Consider the following 16,868-nt stretch of genomic DNA (forward strand, 5'->3'; position numbering starts at 1 on the left):
GAACCGGCTCTTAACCTTGCAGGCGCTGGCGGAACAGCGCCTGATGCTCACGGCATTGCGCAGCTGCGAGCAGAAATACGCCGTGACCGCCACGCTCGAATTCCAGCCAGGTGAAATCGACTTCCGGGTACAACGCCTCGACATGCACCTGGCTATTGCCGACTTCGATAATCAGCACGCCCTTTTCGGTCAGATGATCTGCCGCCTCGGCGAGCATGCGCCGCACCAGGTCTAGGCCATCGTCACCGCAGGCCAGGCCCAGCTCAGGCTCGTGCTGGTATTCGGCCGGCATATCGGCGAAATCCTCGGCATCCACATACGGCGGATTGGATACGATCAGGTCAAAACGCTGGCCTGGCAGCCCAGCAAAACCGTCGCCCTGCACGGTGTACACGCGGTCCTCAAGGCCGTGGCGCTCGATGTTCTGATTGGCCACTTCCAGCGCCTCAAACGACAGATCACCCAGCACCACTTCAGCCTCGGGAAACTCGTAGGCACAGGCAATGCCAATGCAGCCCGAGCCGGTGCACAAATCGAGAATCCGCGCCGGTTCCATCGCCAGCCAGGGCTCGAAGTGCTGCTCGATCAACTCACCAATCGGTGAGCGTGGTATCAGCACACGCTCATCAACAATAAATGGCATGCCGCAGAACCAGGCCTCGCCCAGCAGGTAAGCGGTCGGTACGCGCTCATCGATGCGCCGTGCGAGCAAAGCATGCAGGTGCGCATGTTCGGCGTCTTCCAGGCGGCAATCGAGGTAGCTGTCGGCAATTTCGTAAGGCAGGTGCAGGGCACCGAGCACCAGCTGGCGGGCTTCATCCCAGGCATTGTCGGTGCCGTGGCCGAAGAACAGCTCCTCGCCATGAAACCGACTGACTGCCCAGCGAATGTAGTCGCGCACGGTACGCAGGCGGGTTGGGTAGGCATGTGTAGCGTCAGTCACGGCAGCTCTCCACAAAAAAAGTGCGCCATTCTAGCAGCCCGGCGCGCCCACCCGCGCCGGGTGAGCGTTCGTTAAGCCACGCGACGCATTGCTGACTATATAGGCCGCCACAGTCACAAAGTAGGCCTGCACAAGCCTCATACGCATCAGTATAATTTTGTTACCAATTCCAAACCCTTTCCCTCCCTTCTCAAGACATTCCTAAAAATGGTCATAGATCCGTTCTCGATCACGGGCTTGCTCGTGCTGGCGATATTTTTGATTGGCATGACGCTAATCGTTTTTGAAGCACAACTGGAGATGGATAAGTTCAAACCGGCGATGTTCATGATGTCCGGCTTGATCGTTATCGGTGCCCACTACGCGCTTTACGACCCCAATGGTTTTCAGTTCTTTCTGCATGCGCAGAGCGAGATCAAGGAAGAACTGTTCGGTCTGATCGCCTTTATGGCGTTTATGTGGATGGTGGTCGAGCTGCTCAACGAGAGGAACGTCTTCACCGCCCTCAATGGCTACCTGATGCGTAAGGGCCTCGGTGCGCGCGGTATGTTCTGGGCCACAGGCGCGCTGTCGGCGCTGCTCTCACCGTTTCTCAATAACATCACCACGGCGATGATCTTTGGCAAAACGGTGAAAAACATCTCAACCAATCAGCGCTATACGCATATTTCGCTGTGCAACATCGTGGTCGCCTCCAACTCCGGGGTGTGGTTCCTTGGCACCTCGACCAGCCTGATGGTGGTGCTGGCCGGCAAGATCAGCATTGCCGGCCTGCTGTTGCTGATCCCCTCAGCCTTGATCGGCTGGTTGCTGTTTGCCGCGACCCTGCATTTCTTTTACTTGCGCAAACTCACTGGCCAGGACTTGATTCAAGTGGCCGACCAGGCCGAATCCGCACTCAAACCCGGCGGCGCGGGCCTGGCGATAGTCGGTTTCTTTGCCGTATTTGGCGCGGTGCTGTGCAATATCTTGCTGAAAGTCAGCATCGAGTTTGCCATCGGCATCGGCCTGGGCATCGTCGCCCTGTATGCCTGGCTGCTGATGCGCCGCGGCATTGAATTGCCGTGGCAGGATCAACTGCAAAAGGTCGAGTGGAACGCGCTGCTGTTCTTTATCGGCATCATCACTTCGGTGGCCTGCCTTAACCACGTCGGCTGGTTGTCATATATCTCGCGACTGTTCGAAGTGCTGCACCCCACCGCCGTTAACGTGGTGCTAGGGGTCGCGTCCGGTGTTATGGATAACGTGCCCGTGGAAGCAGCTGCGCTAATGTCCAACCCGCAGCTGGGGCTCAATCAGTGGGCGCTGAATGCGCTGATGGTGGGGATTGGCGGCTCGCTGACGGTGGTCGGCTCCGCTGCGGGAGTCATGGCGATGTCGCTGGACAAGACCTACAGCTTCGCCGTGCACCTGAAGTTTCTGCCGGCCATTCTGGTCAACTTCTTCGGCTCGCTGGGTATCTGGTACCTGCAGTTCGAACTGTTTGGCCTGTACTAAAACGAAAGCGCCAGGGCATGCCCTGGCGTTTGTCGATGAATGCGGCGTTGGCGCACACCACCATTAGTCTCGTTTAAGGTGCAATTCGCGCAGCACAGCGATGGAAATCGCCACGGCAAACAACAGCCAGAAATGTTCGGAAAACAGTGCAATCAGGCTCATATTGCAGCTCCTTTGCTTGAAATAGCCGTTCCTCGGCAGCCCCTCGATTCTGCTCGCCGTATAGGCAGTACGCAAGATCATCGACCACAAAGGTTCACAGCAGCGCAGCACAGGCGGACAATAGACCCACTGTCCATGCCAGCCTGGAGTTCCTGCCATGTCCGCCCCTAAAACCATGTTCGCCCTCACTGGCCGCGGCCATGCCCCCGCCAGCCTGAGCAATGCGACCTTGCTGATCATTGATGCGCAAGAGGAATACCGCAGCGGCGTGTTGCAACTCCCGGGGCTGGATGCCGCGTTGGAAGAAATCGCCAAACTGCTCGCAGCCGCTCGCGCACAAGGCAGTGCCATTGTTCACGTCAAACACCTGGGTATTCCTGACGGCCTGCTCGACCCACGCGGCCCACGTGGCCATCACCTGCCGGAAGCTGCTCCGCTGCCGGGGGAGCTGGTCATTGAGAAACGCATGCCCAACGCATTCAACGGCACCGACTTGCACGAGCGCCTACAGGCCTTAGGACATCTGGACCTGATCGTCTGCGGCTTTATGACTCATTCGAGCATCAGCACCACCGTGCGCGCCACCAAGGACTATGGTTACCGCTGCACCGTAGTCGATGCCGCCTGCGCCACCCGTGACCTGCCAACCCCAGACGGCCACGTCATCAGCGCGGCCGACATGCACCGTGCCGAGATGATCGCCCTGGGCGACAATTTCGCCGCCGTGGTGCCGCGCGCCAGTGCGCTGATCTGATTCACCGCCAGCGCGCAGCAGTTCGCAACTTGCACAGCGGCTGAACGGCGAAGTTGAACCCCGCCAGCCCGGGCCGGTCATACCGCCGATAGCCACCAAGGAACTTGGCATGAGGAAATCGGAATGAAACACGCCGATGGTTTTGATGCACGCCGCCTGCGCCCACGCAATGCCAGCAACTGGCGCCTGCGCCTCGGCGCTGGCTTGGCAGCGTTGTTTGCCACATTCGGCATACTGCTGAGCATGGCAGGCATCGCCACCCTGCTCGGCCAACCTGCTGCGCTCGGCCCCCTGAACGAATCGCCAGCCGCCGCCAGCGTTTTTGTAGTGATCGGGCTGCTGTTGCTGACCTTCGGCGTGCTGCTGTGGCGCCGCTGCCGACGCCGCCTGCGCCGTCCCAGCGACCTAAGCATGGCCCCACATCTGATGAAAAAGCGCGACTGAGTGCCGGGCAGCTTGGTTACACTAACGGCCTTCGCGGAGATCTAGGGTCTGTTACCGTTTTGTCGCGAGCCGCGTTGCCGCGTAAAATCTCGCCAGGCTAGGCGGAGGACGCAGGTAATGGTCGCTCCCTTGCCAAGACCTCCAACACCGCATGGCGAGATTTTTCGCGCAACCCGAAGGGCCGGGCCTGTTTTAGCGCGATACTGCGTTTCTCGACACTCATTTGGAACACCAAACTTCGCGTCTCGTGCCTTGCCTCGCGCTAAAACAGGCTCCGGCGCAGCCACGACAAAACGGTAACAGACCCTAAATGCAAGACGACGATTTTTCCCTATTCAAAGCCGAGTTGCGCGGCGTCAAACCGATCAAGCATGACCGCGCCGACACTGGCAAACCAAAACCTAACCGCGCCCAGCTGGCCACCCTGCGTCAGGCTGCTACGGCGCGCGTGGATTCAATCAAGGTCGACGGCCTGTCCGACCAGTTCGTGATCGACGTCGGCGCCGAAGACCCGCTGTACTGGGCCGGCAACGGCGTGCAGGATGGCCAGATGCGCAAGCTCAAACTGGGCCAGATCAGCTTCGAAGGCAGCCTTGACCTGCACGGCATGAGCGTGGAAAAAGCCCGCGACACCCTGTGGGAATTTATCGCCGAGGCCAACAAACTGGAGGTGCGCTGCGTGCGCATTACCCACGGCAAGGCGGTGCGCATGGACGGCCGCAAACCGATGATCAAAAGCCACGTCAACACCTGGCTGCGCCAACACCCACAAGTGCTCGGTTTCACCTCCTGCCTGGCCAAACACGGCGGCACCGGCGCGGTGTATGTGATGCTCAAGCGCACCATGATGGATGGCCGCGACGAATAAGCCCCTGCGGCTGGCGGCCTGCGCACTTGCCAGCCCGACCCTCGCGGCCTAACCTGCGCCCTTCAGAAAGACCTACGAGATTGTCCATGTCCCTGGAACAGCAATACACCGAGATCCTTGGCCAACTTGGCGAAGACGTATCCCGCGAAGGCCTGCTCGACACGCCCAAGCGCGCCGCCAAAGCCATGCAGTACCTGTGCAAGGGCTATCAGCAAACCCTCGAAGAAGTCACCAACGGCGCGCTGTTCAGCTCCGACAACAGCGAAATGGTGCTGGTGAAGAACATCGAGCTGTATTCGCTGTGTGAACACCACCTGCTGCCTTTTATCGGCAAGGCCCATGTCGCCTATATCCCCAACGGCAAGGTGCTCGGTCTGTCGAAAGTCGCCCGCATCGTCGATATGTATGCACGCCGCCTGCAGATCCAGGAAAACCTCAGCCGGCAGATCGCCGAAGCCATCCAGCAGGTCACCGGCGCCCTCGGCGTTGCAGTGGTGATCGAAGCACAGCACATGTGCATGATGATGCGCGGTGTGGAGAAGCAGAATTCCTCCATGGTTACCTCGGTGATGCTCGGCGAGTTCCGTGAAAACGCCGCCACACGCAGTGAATTTCTCAGCCTGATCAATAACTGATCAAGGTCTGAGTCAGAAGAAACCGGCCCTGCGCCGGTTTTTTTCTGCCTGCACATCCTCAAGGCAAGCGGCGAGATTCCGCCAAAAGCCGCAATAAATCCGCCCGAGCATGGCGAGATCACGCCACCTAGAGCCGTCGAGCAAACCCGTGCAACTGCGGCAGCGCGCCGCAGTCCAACGCTTTGCAGTGGCGGGCATGCTTCTTGCGATTAGCCCAGGCAACGCCAGTCGCCGCGCCTTGGGCCGCTGCCGTTATGCACACGACGCCCTGCACACCCTGCCCCGCGCCTGTCGCTCGCCGACGGGCCAGCACGCTATTGCCACACGCCTGATCCCGTGTCGGCGCAGGCCGTCACTTTGACTTCACCGATTGAAATGGTTGGTTTAATGAAAAAGCTCCTATTGACCCTGCTGTGCCTGAGCGTGATCGGCTGCGCCAAGCACCCCGAGCCGGAAAAATCCGTGGATGTTCTGCTGATTGGCGGCGGCATCATGAGTGCCAGCCTGGGCACCTACCTCAATGAACTGGAGCCCGGCTGGAGCATCGACATTTACGAACGCCTCGACCGCGTCGCCGACGAAAGCTCAAATGCCTGGAACAACGCCGGCACCGGCCACTCGGCCTTCTGCGAGCTGAACTACACCCCCGAGCTGGCCGATGGCAGCATCGATATCAGCAAGGCGGTGGCAATCAACGAATCCTTCGAGATTTCCAAACAGTTCTGGGCCTATCAGGTCGAGCGTAAGGTGCTTAACAATCCGCCTTCGTTTATCAACAACGTGCCGCATATGAGCTTTGTCTGGGGTGATGTCAACGTCGAGTTCCTCAAGAAGCGCCATGCCGCCCTGCAAGCCAGTTCGCTGTTCCGTGGCATGGAATATTCCGAAGACCCGCAGCAGATCAAGCAGTGGGTACCGCTGGTGATGGAAGGCCGCGAGCCTGGGCAAAAACTTGCCGCCACCCGCGTCTCGATCGGCACCGACGTCAACTTTGGTGAAATCACCCGCCAGCTGTTCGATTCGCTGAGCCAGCAGGACAACGTCAGCCTTAACCTGCAGCATGAAGTGCGCGGTATCGAGCGCAATGCCGACAACACCTGGAACGTGCAGGTGGCCGACCTGGCCAACGGCGGCGCCGAGAAAACCATCAACGCCAAGTTTGTGTTTATCGGCGCTGGCGGCGCTGCGCTGAAACTGCTGCAGATGTCCGGTATTAGTGAAGGCGAAGGCTATGCCGGCTTCCCGGTCGGCGGCTCGTTCCTCGCTACCAGCAACCCGGAAATCGTCGCGCAGCATCAGGCCAAGGTCTACGGCAAGGCCTCAGTCGGTTCGCCGCCGATGTCCGTGCCGCACCTCGACACTCGTGTAATCGAGGGCCAAAAGGTGCTGCTGTTCGGACCGTTCGCCACCTTCTCCACCAAGTTTCTGAAAAATGGCTCGCTGCTCGACACCTTCAGCGCGCTGACCACCGACAACATCCTGCCGATGGCCCATGCCGGCATCGATAATTTCTCGCTCAGCACCTACCTGATGGGCCAACTGATGCTCAGCCAGGAAGACCGCATGGATTCGCTACGCGAGTACTTCCCCAATGCCAAATCGGAGGATTGGGAGCTGATCCAGGCGGGTCAGCGCGTACAGATCATCAAGAAAGACGCCGAACACGGCGGCATTCTGCAGTTCGGTACCGAAGTGGTCAGCGCCGCTGATGGCAGCATCGCTGCCCTGCTAGGCGCCTCGCCAGGTGCCTCGACGGCTGCGCCGATCATGCTCTCGGTGCTGGAGAAGACCTTCAAGGACGAGATGCAGAGCCCCGAATGGCAAACCAAGCTGAAAGAAATCATCCCGTCCTACGGCCAAAAGCTGAATGACGACCTGGCGCTGACTAATCAGACCCGCGCCTGGAGCAGCGAACGCCTGCAACTGGAGTTCGTTGAAGTGCCACCGCTGGCCCTCACCCCAGAGGTCAGCCAGGCGCAGTAAAGCGCCTGCTGGGCAATGCAGATTGCCCGAAGCACTGTTTACCGTCGCTACGGCGACACACCCTGCCGCCATGGATGGCGTGCAATAAAAAACCGGCCACAAGCCGGTTTTTTATTGCACTGTGAAAGCCTACTGGCCCTTGAACGGCACGCGTGGCTTGGTGCGTAAAGGGTCGAGCAGGCCCGACAGGCCGTTATGGTCGATCTCCTGCATCAGCGCCAGCAGCCGACCGATTTCACCCTGGGGGAAACCTTCACGGGCAAACCAGTTGAGGTAGTTACCCGGCAGATCGGCGAGCAAACGGCCTTTGTATTTGCCAAACGGCATTTCGCGGGTCACCAGCAGCAACAGGTCTTCGGGTTTCATCGCAGGCTCAGCAGGGTCAGGCAATCGAGCGCAAATTATGCCGTTCGACCGGGAGCACGGCCAGCGCCGGGCCAATCGCAGCAAACTCGGGTAAGCTGCGCGCCCGTATTTAGCTACCCAAGGTTTGCCCCCGCATGATTATCAAGGCACTGCGCATTGGCCTCGGCCAGTTGATCATCTTCCTCGACTGGATCAGCCGTCCGGCCAAGCTTAAACGCACCCCAGAAGCTCAGGCTGCGGTCGAGCAAAGCGCCAGCAACCTCGCGCTGTACCAGTTCCACGCCTGCCCGTTCTGCGTAAAAACCCGCCGCACCCTGCACAAGCTGAATGTGCCAGTGGCCCTGCGCGACGCGAAAAACGACGCCCAGGCGCGCAGCGAGCTGGAACAGCAAGGCGGCAAGATCAAGGTGCCGTGCCTGCGCATCGAAGAAAACGGCCAGAGCACCTGGCTGTACGAGTCCAAAGCGATCATCGCTTATCTCGATGAGCGCTTCGCTGCAGTCTGAACAAACAACCGGGGCCGCTTAGCGGCCCCGGTTGTTTCAGCGCTATAGCTGATCACTCAGCCCAGCCATTCAGTTCGCCAACACGCGTACCTTGCCGACCATTCCGGCCTGGTAGTGGCCGGGAATCAGGCAGGCAAAGTCGAATTCACCGACACGATTGAAGGTCCAGACAACCTCCTCCTGTTGTCCCGGCGCAACATGCGTCATATCCGCTGACTCATGCTGCATGCCCGCAGATGTCGTCATCATCGCAGCATGCGCCTGTAACTCAGCCTGGGTGCCGAGCACGAACTCGTGCATAACCTGCCCCTCGTTACGATGAACAAAGCGGATGGTTTCGCCCTGCTTGACGTCAAGCTGATCGGGGCTGAAACGCATCTGATCACTCATACTGATTTCGATGGTACGACTGACCTGTTCCGGCTCGCCGGCAATCCCCCAGGCCTTCTGCTGCTTGGCCGGCACTGCCGCGTGATGCCCGCCGTGATGCTCGCCAGCGGCCCACGCAGCGCCACTGCCCAACAGCAGGCCCAGACTCAACAGCAAGACAACGGAACTTGAAGATGCACTCATGGTTAATTTCTCGGAATAAAAACTGAATAAATGCTGTGAGCAGACCGCGCCACAGAGCTGGCCACACACAACAACACGGTGTTCAGACGAGAAATAACCGCGGCGGACGTTCGAGGGGTTCGCTGATAAAGCCGACAAACTGATCCAGTCGCGCCAGGGACGGCTCGACTGCTTGCAGTGGAGAATTACTGACAATCACCGTGCTCAGGGCCACCGCACCGACACAGAACGCGCAAAGGCTGCACAAGCTGTTACCGGCGGCAGGTAGGAACTTGCTGGAGTTGTCGCCGGCGTGATGTTGGCCATGGGCAGACGCCTCAGCCGACTGAGCCATGACCATCGCGCCCGGATGGTGCGCCGCCATTTGCGCATCAGCCTTGGCCATCGGCCCGCTCTGCTGGGTTACCGCGCATAACTGCATGCTGAGAGCCGCCATGCTCTGCGCTGGCAAGGCGAGCATCAGCATGCAAATCAGGGCAGTTCGCAGTGAGCGCATGGCGTTGGATGTTGTCGTAGGCAAAGACATGGAGGCGGATTATCCGCCCAATAGCAGCTTTGTCCATGCCCGAGCATGGGCAAAAGCCCCCGCAGCTGGCTATGATCGGAGCCCATGACCAACATCCCGCCCTTGCGCCAACCCTGCCCACCCGGTGCCTGCGATTGCGGGCGCGAGCAGCTATTGCAGCAAGCCAATAGCGATGTGCGTATCCTTTTGCTCACCCGCACCGAGGAAAAGCGCCTGCTAGAGCGCCTGGAAAACCTTGAGAGCCTGGCGGATCTGGAGAAGATGCAGCGACGCATCTACGAGCAGCTCGGTGTGCGCGTCGCGGTTGCCCCAGGCTTCAATGAAGTACGCAGCATGCGCGGTATCCAGATCGAGATCGATGAACTCCCCGGCCTTTGTCGCAAAACCCGTCAGGCCATTCCCACCGCCATCCGCCGCGGTCTGGAGAAACGCCCGCAGATCGCCTACGACCTGCTGAACGCCCATGACCTGTTTCGCGATATTTGAGGGGCTGGCTAAGAGGGTCGTGAAATGGCAAAAAGGGCTAACCCCCGGTCGACTGCATGAGCCGAAGACCGCGCGGTTGACAGGCTGGTAAAAATCAGCAGAATCGCCGCCCCTTTTCCACGGATGGAAGTCCCTCGTGCAACGGATTGTGATTTTGGGCAATGCCGGCAGCGGCAAGTCCACACTGGCGCGGGCCTTGGGCAAGCGCCTCGGCGTAGCCGTCGTGCATCTTGATGCCCTGTTCTGGGAGCCCGGCTGGGTCGAGCCCGACGCGGCGCAGTTCCGTGAAAGGGTCCGCAATGCGCTCACAACGGAGGCCTGGATCTGCGAAGGCAACTACGCCCGCCGCACCTTCGACCTGCGCCTGCCCAGCGCCGATCTGATCATCTGGCTGGATACGCCGCGACTGTCCTGCCTTAGGCGCGTCATCGTGCGTAGCGTCTTGAACCGACCGCGCCCCGACCTTCCGGCTGGCTGTAGAGAGCAACTCGACCGGGCATTTCTGGATTTTCTTAAATTCGTCTGGCAGTTCGACCATGGCTACCGCCAAGGTATCGAGGCAGTGCGCATGGCCATCGGCCCGACGGTGCCAACAGTGCATCTACGAGGCGGTCGAGAGATTGCCGCCTTCCTGGCTCAGTTGCCCGCAACACCTGCAACCCGGCCCAGTTCGATCAACTGACGACCCGAATAAAGGGATTATTACTCGTGGCAAAACACTTCATTCGCCCGCTCGCGCTGTGCATTTTTCATCATCAGGGGAAAATACTGGTCAACCAATTCCACGACGCCGATGAGAACCGGACGCTCTTTCGCCCCATTGGTGGCGGCATTGAATTCGGCGAAAGGAGTCACGACGCCATCGTCCGCGAAGTGCAGGAAGAACTGGGTCGCTCGATCAGCGACATTCGCCTGATTGGCACGCTGGAAAGCATCTTCACCTAAGCAGGCAAGCCGGGGCACGAGATTGTTCAGGTCTACGATGCCAGGTTTGACGACGCAGAGGTCTATGAACAACCCTGGCTAGACGGCCACGAAAGCGATGGCGCGCCGTTCAGAGCCGCGTGGCACTCCAGCGCCAGCTTCACCCTTGCATCGCCACTAGTACCTGAAGGACTCTACGATCTGCTCAAGCGAGCATCACTGTTGTGACGGCCCGAAGGTAGTCTGGGGCGGCTACATGGCAATTCATGCGATGTGGGCAATGCGAAATTTTCGTAGCAATCTGGAATTCCTGGTACAGAAAGCGCCCATTACTGAGGCCCTGATGGAGACTGACTTGAAGGATGCCCCAGCGCCCGACCTGCTTGCGACAAAAGCATGCCCTGTGGTTATGCGGATCATTGACGGCATGGAGCACCTGCTGGTATTCAAACATCCGCTGGCGGGTTACCAACTGGTGAAGGGCACCATTGAAATGGCTGAGCGGCCTGCACATGCAGCCGTGCGCGAGCTTGCTGAAGAATCGGGCATTCGTAATGCCCAGGCAGTAAGGGATCTAGGCAGTTGGAATTCCAGGTACGAGCAACAGATCTGGTCGTTTCAACTTTGCGAGGTCACAGAGTCGCTACCCCAGCAGTGGCGTTTCGACACACATGATGATGGCGGACATGTCTTTGAGTTCTTCTGGCATCCGTTGAATGCTGATTTGCCCGCGCCTTGTCACACGCTATTTCAGGCAGCCTGGGCACAGATCAGAAACCGGCTTTACGCCACGAGCGCGGAGACGCATAAGCCCTTACAGGTGCTCTCACAGCAGCTCATCGCCACTCAAAAAAGCTGACCTAATACACCCATGACCTGCTGCACGGTGCATAGCACAAGCTACTTAGGCTGCTTTAACCGTGGGCAGTTGGGGCACAATTCCACCCCTGGCAGCACATAGCGGATGCAGCACAAACGTCGCTGCCGCCAGGGGCGCACCTGGCCGTCGGTGTGCTCGATATCGATATAGCGGATTGGCGCATACAGCGGGTTGCGCGAACCATCCGGGCGTTGCGCGGTGCTTAGCAGCCGCTGGCCATCGAGCAATAACTCTGCTTGCTCGCTGCGTTTTTGCAGTTGCCCGAGCCAGGCTTCGAAGTAGTTGCCGGCATTGCTCCAGAGCACTTTCGCCGATACTCCGGTATGGGCGCAGAGTGCCTGGATAAAGGGCTGCAGATTGTCATCGAGCAGATGGGCAAAACGCTCGAAGGGATTGTGCGGCGGCGGCAGCGGCTCGCACGGCCCAGGCAGTTTGAACACCAGCGGCAAGCCTTCGCCATCAACGATGATCGCAAGCTGCTCAATCCGCAGCGGCATACGCTGGTTCAGCAGCAGCGCCGCACTGATCACCGGCGGAAACAGGCGCATAAAGTACTGATTGGCCCAGATCGACGCCAAACCGCGCTGGTCAGCCGTCGCGAACTGCGGGCGGAAGCGCGCCATCAAGGTACTCAGCGTCTGCGGCTGAAGGAATTCCTCGCCAGAGATGGCCTCGCGCGGATCATCTGCCGCCACAAAAACATTGCGGTAACGCGCCAGATCGCCACTGAACAGCGTGGTCAGCTCGGACAACATTTCTCCCTCCACAGAGGTATCCGTTGAGGTCGCAAGAGCTGCGGTTACAGGCAAATTCGGCGCCTCAACAGCAACGTTGTTCTTGGAATAATCCTTGGCGTGCAATGCCTTTACTCGTCACAAAAGCCAATATTAACGCTAACGATTAGCATTTGCGCAATGCTGATTCATTACTTAAGATGCAGCCCGCGCCCAATCTAGAGCGGTTATGCACATGGATGATGTAGGACACTCGAAAGCAGCCGTGCATCTGGCGATGCTGATCAACCTGCTTTCCATCGGCAGCCTGATGATGGTGATGCCCCTGGGTCCGGACCTTGTACGCGACCTCGGCATGCAGGCCAGCCATGTCGGCTATATCAGTGGCGGCGCCACGCTCGCCTCGGCCCTGAGCATGGCTCTGGCAGCGCCCTGGCTGGATCGCCTGCAACGCAAACAGGCGCTGGTGATCCTTCTAACCCTGCGTTTCGCCCTGCTGATGGCCTGCGCCCTGACCAGCAGCGCCGAGCAGCTGATTCTGTTGTTTGTGCTCTCCGGCCTGGTTGCCGGGCCCATGGGCGCGCTGCTGATGGCAAGCATGCTCGACATCATCCCGCCGGCCGAGCGCGGGCGAAAACTCGCCTATATCGGCATGGGCTTTTCTCTGGCGGCGATTGTGGTGGTGCCCCTGGCTCTGGAGCTGGCGCTGCGCTGGAGTTGGCAGGCGCCCTTTATCGTCTTCGGCGGCCTGGGCCTGGCGCTGGCGCTGCTGTGTCACCTGCTGCTGCACATTCAGGCCAGCGCTTCGCGGCCCAGCGGCTCCGTGTTACCGCTGCTGAAATCACCGCTGTGCCTGGGCGCACTGGCGATCACCGCGCTGCAGATATTCGGCCACTTTCTGCTGGTGCCGCATTTCTCCAACTACTTCCAGTTCAACCTGAATTTTCCCCGCGAGCAGATCGGCCTGCTGTTTCTCTGCGGCGGTCTGGCCAGCTTGGCAGCCATGCGCCTGGGCGGTATCTGGATCGACCGTGGCCAGGCGCTGACGGTGATTCTGCTCAGCAGCTTCGGTCTGGCACTGACCACGCTACTGGGTTTCGCCACTCCGATTGGCCTGTCGATCTACCTGGTCTTCGTGCTGTTTATGGCCGCCAGCGCGGTGCGCACCAACAGCAGCATGACCATTGCCGCAGCGATCCCACCACCGCACCAGCGCGCCGCCTTTATGGCGTTTCAGGGCACCGTCAGCAATGTCGCTGCCGGGCTCGGCAGCCTGTTTTCGGCGCTCTACCTGAGCACCGGCGCAGACAACCAGCTTCAAGGCTTCAACCAGTTAAGCGGCTTTTATGTGGTCGTCGGAATACTCACGGGGGTGGGTATGTGGTTGCTCCAACGCGGCATCCGGCGACGCGACGCCGCCAGCCACACCGCAGGCATAACAACACAGGCGGGCTGAAACCGCCGATCACCAGTGATCAGCTGTAAACGCGTCAACACCTACTCAAATGGAACCTGTCATGTCTTTTGTCAGAAACATCAATCGCCGTCGCGCCATCTCGGTGGGCGTACTGGGTGGTCTGCTGCCTTTCGCGGCGCTGGCCGACAACAGCGTCACCCTGGAAGACAGCATCGTCACCGCCTCGCAAACGGCACACAGCCAGTTGAGCGTTCCCGCCAGCGCCTCGGTTATCACCCGCGCTGAGCTGGACAAAATGCCGGTCTACGACCTAGCCGATGCGATAAAACGTCTGCCGGGCGTACACATCAATACCTCCTCGGCCTATGGCCGCAAGGAGATCAAGATTCGCGGTATGGATTCGGATTACACCCTGCTGCTGGTCAACGGCCGCCGCATCAACTCACGTGACGCCCTGACCTCCAATTACGCCAACGACTTCGACCTGTCCTCGATCCCCATGGCAGCGGTTGAGCGCATCGAAGTGATCCGTGGCCCGATGTCTTCGCTATATGGCGCCGATGCCCTGGGCGGCGTGGTCAACGTGATCCTGCGTCAGCCCACCAACAGCACCGAAGCCGGCGTGGCCTACAGCTACGAGCACCCGACCAAGGGTGATAACGGTGACCGTCACATCAGCAGCGGCTACCTCAGCGGCGCGCTGATTGAGGACAAGCTGCTGGGCAATCTGATTGTCGAATCCACCGACCAGGCCGCCTGGCAAACCGACAAGCTCAGCCTCAAGGGCACCGACGCCACAGAAAAGCGTCAGGGCGCCAACGTGCTTGGCTCACTGAGCTGGTTGCTCGACGAGCAGCAGAGCATCGACCTGGACTTCAGCCACCGCAAGGATGAGCGCAAGGCACGCTGGAACAATGCCGGCGCCCCTGCCCCGCTGGTCACTAACGAGCAGGAAATGGATCGCACCACTTTCGGCCTGTCGCATAACGGCAACTGGGACAGCTTCAACTCCCGCGTGCGCTACTACTACGAAGAGGTCGATCTGACCGACGACTCGCAGATCATGACCACACTGCGCGGCCGTGTGGGTGAAGTGGAGCAGAATAACCACACCGTAGACGGCCAGATCTCGACCACCTTGGGCAGCCATCTGCTGACCGCCGGTAGCGAGCTGCGTCGCACAACCCTGGAGCACAACCAGAACCTCGGCAAGGAAACCGAAGTCGACCAGAAGGCCGTCTACCTGCAGGACGAGTTTTCCCTTGGCGCCCTCGATATCACTCTCGCCGGCCGCTGGGATGACCACGAAGTGTTTGGCGGAGCATTTAGCCCGCGCCTATACGGCATCTACAACCTCACCGACAACTGGGTGCTCAAGGGTGGCCTGGGCAAGGCCTTCAAGGCACCGGACATTACCCAGTCCGACGAGAACTACAGCGTACTGGCTTGCCGTGGCATGTGTCAGATCGTCGGTAACCCGGATCTGAAACCGGAAACCTCGGTCAGCTATGAGCTGGGCACCCTGTATCAGGACGAGCGCCTGCAAGCCGGCATTATGTTCTTCAACAACGAGATTGAAGACATGATCGTCAGCGACAGCTGGCGGCCGCCGCTCTACCGGCCACGTGTCATGACTTACACCAACGTCAGCAAAGCGCGTATTCAGGGCTATGAGTTGCAAGGCAGCTACGCCTTTACCGATGCAGTGACCGCACGCGCCAATTACACCTACTCAGACGCCGAAAACCGTGACACGGGCAACGAGCTAAATTACAGCCCGAAGCACGTTGGCAACATCGGCCTCGACTGGCAGGTACTGCCGAAACTGGGCCTGAACCTGGACTACCAGTACACCGGCAATCAGATGCTGGTCATCCCCAACAAGGCCTCCAGTGTTGAATCGGATGCTTACCACACCGTCAGTCTGGGCACCAAGTTCCAGGCCACCAAGGAACTCGCGCTCAAGGCCGGGGTAAACAACCTGACCGATAGCAAACGTGATGATGTGGCGCAGTCCATCGACCATCTCCTGATGGGCCGCACTGTGTTCGTCGGCTTCAGCTACGACCTGTAACACCCGTACCCCGGCGGCACCTGTCGCCGGGGTTACCCGAATTCTGTCCAGTAGAACCATGAGCCGACTAACCCGCACCTTCCATATCCAGCAACGCCACGTCCTGCTCGCCGGCAGCCTGTTGCTGCTTGGCCTGCTGGCGCTATCCCTGGCCACCGGTGCCGGGCAATACGGCGCGGCGGATGTGCTCGGTTTTCTACTGGGCAACCCCAGCAGCCTGGCCGATGACAAACTGGCCATGGTGGTTAACAGCCTGCGCCTGCCGCGCACCCTCGCGGCGTTGCTGGTCGGCGCCAACCTGGCACTGGCCGCTACTCTGTTGCAAAGCGCCACCCGCAACCCACTGGCCGAACCCGGCCTGCTCGGGGTCAACGCTGGCGCGGTGCTCGGACTGGTGATCGGGCTGATCTACTTTGGCGTCGAATCCACCCATGGTTACCTGCTCTGGGCCGGTGCCGGGGCGCTGCTGGGCAATCTGCTGGTGCTCGGCATCGGCGTAATGCTTGGCCAGGCCAGCCCGCTCAAGCTGATCCTCGCCGGCATGGCGCTGGCGGCGGTATTCGGCGGTATCGCCAACTTTCTGTTGCTCTCCACACGGGTGGCGCTGGAGCAGTTTCGCTACTGGAACCTCGGCTCACTGTCGGCCTCCGAGCTGTCTGCAGTGACCACGATCAGCCCACTGGCGCTGCTTGGCTTGGTGCTCGCCGCCCTGCTCTGCCGGCAACTGACGCTGATGCAGATGGGCGACAGCCAGGCCCGCGCCCTGGGCATCTCGACTACCTGGGTGCGCGTTGGCGTGCTGCTCGCCGCCACCCTGCTGACCGCCTGCGCCATCGCCCTGGCCGGGCCGATTGGCTTTGTCGGCTTTCTGGCGGCCTATTGCGCTCGCCTACTGGAGCCGGTGGGTCTGCTGCGTCAGCTGTTGTTTTCCAGCCTGTTCGGCATGCTGTTTCTGCTCGCCGCCGACATCCTCGCGCGCTGGCTGGTGCAACCCTACGAGCTGCCGGTAGGCACCCTACTCGCTGCGCTGGGCGCGCCGGCCTTGATCGCCATCGTCCTGCGCGGCGGTTTCCGTTCTCTATTGGCGGTGAAATAA

The 16,868-nt window shown here is 60.0% G+C and carries 18 protein-coding genes and 1 pseudogene; 14 read left to right on the top strand and 5 right to left on the bottom strand.

Translation table 11 applies throughout. The features are described from left to right. Nucleotides 1-10: 10 nt before the first annotated feature. On the bottom strand, nt 11-943 hold the full coding sequence (gene prmB, locus ALTER154_RS00555; protein WP_160084823.1) for a 50S ribosomal protein L3 N(5)-glutamine methyltransferase: 933 nt from the start codon (nt 941-943) through the stop codon (nt 11-13). Nucleotides 944-1,210: 267 nt separating this feature from the next. On the opposite strand from prmB, the gene nhaD reads away from it, so the two are divergent. The 6 genes from nhaD to mqo all read left to right on the top strand — a co-directional run bounded on the left by nhaD (nt 1,211) and on the right by mqo (nt 7,286). Then, the gene (nhaD, locus tag ALTER154_RS00560) at nt 1,211-2,440 is read left to right on the top strand and encodes a sodium:proton antiporter NhaD (RefSeq protein ID WP_178126320.1); all 1,230 of its coding nucleotides are present in this window, start codon (nt 1,211-1,213) and stop codon (nt 2,438-2,440) included. Between the two features lie 319 nt (nt 2,441-2,759). After that, nucleotides 2,760-3,356 (top strand): cysteine hydrolase family protein, encoded by a 597-nt coding sequence (locus ALTER154_RS00565; RefSeq protein WP_090247845.1) that lies wholly within the window; start codon nt 2,760-2,762, stop codon nt 3,354-3,356. Nucleotides 3,357-3,479: 123 nt separating this feature from the next. Continuing rightward, nucleotides 3,480-3,800 (top strand): LPXTG cell wall anchor domain-containing protein, encoded by a 321-nt coding sequence (locus ALTER154_RS00570; RefSeq protein ID WP_090247847.1) that lies wholly within the window; start codon nt 3,480-3,482, stop codon nt 3,798-3,800. Between the two features lie 310 nt (nt 3,801-4,110). Beyond that, nucleotides 4,111-4,668, top strand: coding sequence for a Smr/MutS family protein (locus ALTER154_RS00575; RefSeq protein ID WP_160084825.1), 558 nt, complete (start codon nt 4,111-4,113; stop codon nt 4,666-4,668). Between the two features lie 86 nt (nt 4,669-4,754). Next, nucleotides 4,755-5,303 carry a GTP cyclohydrolase I FolE gene (gene folE / locus ALTER154_RS00580; protein ID WP_090247849.1) on the top strand — a complete coding sequence of 183 codons (549 nt, stop codon included), beginning with the start codon at nt 4,755-4,757 and terminating at the stop codon, nt 5,301-5,303. Nucleotides 5,304-5,690: 387 nt separating this feature from the next. Then, a complete protein-coding gene (mqo, locus tag ALTER154_RS00585) occupies nt 5,691-7,286 on the top strand; it encodes a malate dehydrogenase (quinone) (protein WP_160084826.1) in 1,596 nt (531 codons plus the stop codon). Between the two features lie 129 nt (nt 7,287-7,415). On the opposite strand, the gene ALTER154_RS00590 is transcribed toward mqo, so the two are convergent. Further along, nucleotides 7,416-7,652: a DUF3820 family protein gene (locus ALTER154_RS00590; RefSeq protein WP_090247851.1), complete on the bottom strand. Its 237-nt coding sequence runs from the start codon at nt 7,650-7,652 to the stop codon at nt 7,416-7,418. A 134-nt stretch (nt 7,653-7,786) separates the two neighbouring features. Between ALTER154_RS00590 and ALTER154_RS00595 the strand changes: the two genes are divergently transcribed. Further along, a complete protein-coding gene (locus ALTER154_RS00595) occupies nt 7,787-8,158 on the top strand; it encodes a glutaredoxin (RefSeq protein ID WP_090247853.1) in 372 nt (123 codons plus the stop codon). A 69-nt stretch (nt 8,159-8,227) separates the two neighbouring features. On the opposite strand, the gene ALTER154_RS00600 is transcribed toward ALTER154_RS00595, so the two are convergent. Beyond that, on the bottom strand, nt 8,228-8,731 hold the full coding sequence (locus tag ALTER154_RS00600) for a plastocyanin/azurin family copper-binding protein (protein WP_160084827.1): 504 nt from the start codon (nt 8,729-8,731) through the stop codon (nt 8,228-8,230). Between the two features lie 82 nt (nt 8,732-8,813). Continuing rightward, nucleotides 8,814-9,227: a hypothetical protein gene (locus ALTER154_RS00605; protein WP_160084828.1), complete on the bottom strand. Its 414-nt coding sequence runs from the start codon at nt 9,225-9,227 to the stop codon at nt 8,814-8,816. Nucleotides 9,228-9,341: 114 nt separating this feature from the next. Between ALTER154_RS00605 and ALTER154_RS00610 the strand changes: the two genes are divergently transcribed. From ALTER154_RS00610 to ALTER154_RS00625, 4 genes and pseudogenes are all read left to right on the top strand, one after another. Beyond that, complete coding sequence (locus ALTER154_RS00610; RefSeq protein ID WP_160084829.1) at nt 9,342-9,743, top strand: hypothetical protein; 402 nt, start codon at nt 9,342-9,344, stop codon at nt 9,741-9,743. A 136-nt stretch (nt 9,744-9,879) separates the two neighbouring features. Beyond that, a complete protein-coding gene (locus ALTER154_RS00615) occupies nt 9,880-10,425 on the top strand; it encodes an AAA family ATPase (protein ID WP_160084830.1) in 546 nt (181 codons plus the stop codon). A gap of 26 nt (nt 10,426-10,451) precedes the next feature. Further along, a pseudogene (locus ALTER154_RS00620) lies at nt 10,452-10,895 on the top strand (NUDIX hydrolase). 28 nt (nt 10,896-10,923) lie between these two features. Further along, entirely contained in the window at nt 10,924-11,526 is a 603-nt protein-coding gene (locus ALTER154_RS00625) for an NUDIX domain-containing protein (protein WP_256665354.1), read from the top strand. 41 nt (nt 11,527-11,567) lie between these two features. Here ALTER154_RS00625 and fhuF read toward each other — a convergent pair whose 3' ends face one another. Continuing rightward, entirely contained in the window at nt 11,568-12,302 is a 735-nt protein-coding gene (gene fhuF / locus ALTER154_RS00630; RefSeq protein WP_160084831.1) for a siderophore-iron reductase FhuF, read from the bottom strand. A gap of 214 nt (nt 12,303-12,516) precedes the next feature. Here fhuF and ALTER154_RS00635 point away from each other — a divergent pair, with 214 nt between their 5' ends. The 3 genes from ALTER154_RS00635 to ALTER154_RS00645 all read left to right on the top strand — a co-directional run bounded on the left by ALTER154_RS00635 (nt 12,517) and on the right by ALTER154_RS00645 (nt 16,868). Beyond that, complete coding sequence (locus tag ALTER154_RS00635; protein ID WP_256665355.1) at nt 12,517-13,737, top strand: MFS transporter; 1,221 nt, start codon at nt 12,517-12,519, stop codon at nt 13,735-13,737. Between the two features lie 61 nt (nt 13,738-13,798). Continuing rightward, on the top strand, nt 13,799-15,772 hold the full coding sequence (locus ALTER154_RS00640; RefSeq protein WP_160084833.1) for a TonB-dependent siderophore receptor: 1,974 nt from the start codon (nt 13,799-13,801) through the stop codon (nt 15,770-15,772). Nucleotides 15,773-15,830: 58 nt separating this feature from the next. Continuing rightward, entirely contained in the window at nt 15,831-16,868 is a 1,038-nt protein-coding gene (locus tag ALTER154_RS00645) for an iron ABC transporter permease (protein ID WP_160084834.1), read from the top strand.

The sequence above is a fragment of the Pseudomonas sp. 9AZ genome, from assembly GCF_902506525.1.
In the GTDB taxonomy this organism is placed as follows: Bacteria; Pseudomonadota; Gammaproteobacteria; order Pseudomonadales; family Pseudomonadaceae; genus Aquipseudomonas; species Aquipseudomonas peli.

Bases quoted from the DNA above. Each gene is read 5' to 3' on its own strand.
- nhaD (WP_178126320.1), top strand. From the start codon at position 1,211: ATGACGCTAATCGTTTTTGAAGCACAACTGGAGATGGATAAGTTCAAA.
- ALTER154_RS00565 (WP_090247845.1), top strand. From the start codon at position 2,760: ATGTCCGCCCCTAAAACCATGTTCGCCCTCACTGGCCGCGGCCATGCC.
- ALTER154_RS00570 (WP_090247847.1), top strand. From the start codon at position 3,480: ATGAAACACGCCGATGGTTTTGATGCACGCCGCCTGCGCCCACGCAAT.
- ALTER154_RS00575 (WP_160084825.1), top strand. From the start codon at position 4,111: ATGCAAGACGACGATTTTTCCCTATTCAAAGCCGAGTTGCGCGGCGTC.
- folE (WP_090247849.1), top strand. From the start codon at position 4,755: ATGTCCCTGGAACAGCAATACACCGAGATCCTTGGCCAACTTGGCGAA.
- mqo (WP_160084826.1), top strand. From the start codon at position 5,691: ATGAAAAAGCTCCTATTGACCCTGCTGTGCCTGAGCGTGATCGGCTGC.
- ALTER154_RS00590 (WP_090247851.1), bottom strand. From the start codon at position 7,652: ATGAAACCCGAAGACCTGTTGCTGCTGGTGACCCGCGAAATGCCGTTT.
- ALTER154_RS00595 (WP_090247853.1), top strand. From the start codon at position 7,787: ATGATTATCAAGGCACTGCGCATTGGCCTCGGCCAGTTGATCATCTTC.
- ALTER154_RS00600 (WP_160084827.1), bottom strand. From the start codon at position 8,731: ATGAGTGCATCTTCAAGTTCCGTTGTCTTGCTGTTGAGTCTGGGCCTG.
- ALTER154_RS00605 (WP_160084828.1), bottom strand. From the start codon at position 9,227: ATGCGCTCACTGCGAACTGCCCTGATTTGCATGCTGATGCTCGCCTTG.
- ALTER154_RS00610 (WP_160084829.1), top strand. From the start codon at position 9,342: ATGACCAACATCCCGCCCTTGCGCCAACCCTGCCCACCCGGTGCCTGC.
- ALTER154_RS00625 (WP_256665354.1), top strand. From the start codon at position 10,924: ATGGCAATTCATGCGATGTGGGCAATGCGAAATTTTCGTAGCAATCTG.
- fhuF (WP_160084831.1), bottom strand. From the start codon at position 12,302: ATGTTGTCCGAGCTGACCACGCTGTTCAGTGGCGATCTGGCGCGTTAC.
- ALTER154_RS00635 (WP_256665355.1), top strand. From the start codon at position 12,517: ATGGATGATGTAGGACACTCGAAAGCAGCCGTGCATCTGGCGATGCTG.
- ALTER154_RS00640 (WP_160084833.1), top strand. From the start codon at position 13,799: ATGTCTTTTGTCAGAAACATCAATCGCCGTCGCGCCATCTCGGTGGGC.
- ALTER154_RS00645 (WP_160084834.1), top strand. From the start codon at position 15,831: ATGAGCCGACTAACCCGCACCTTCCATATCCAGCAACGCCACGTCCTG.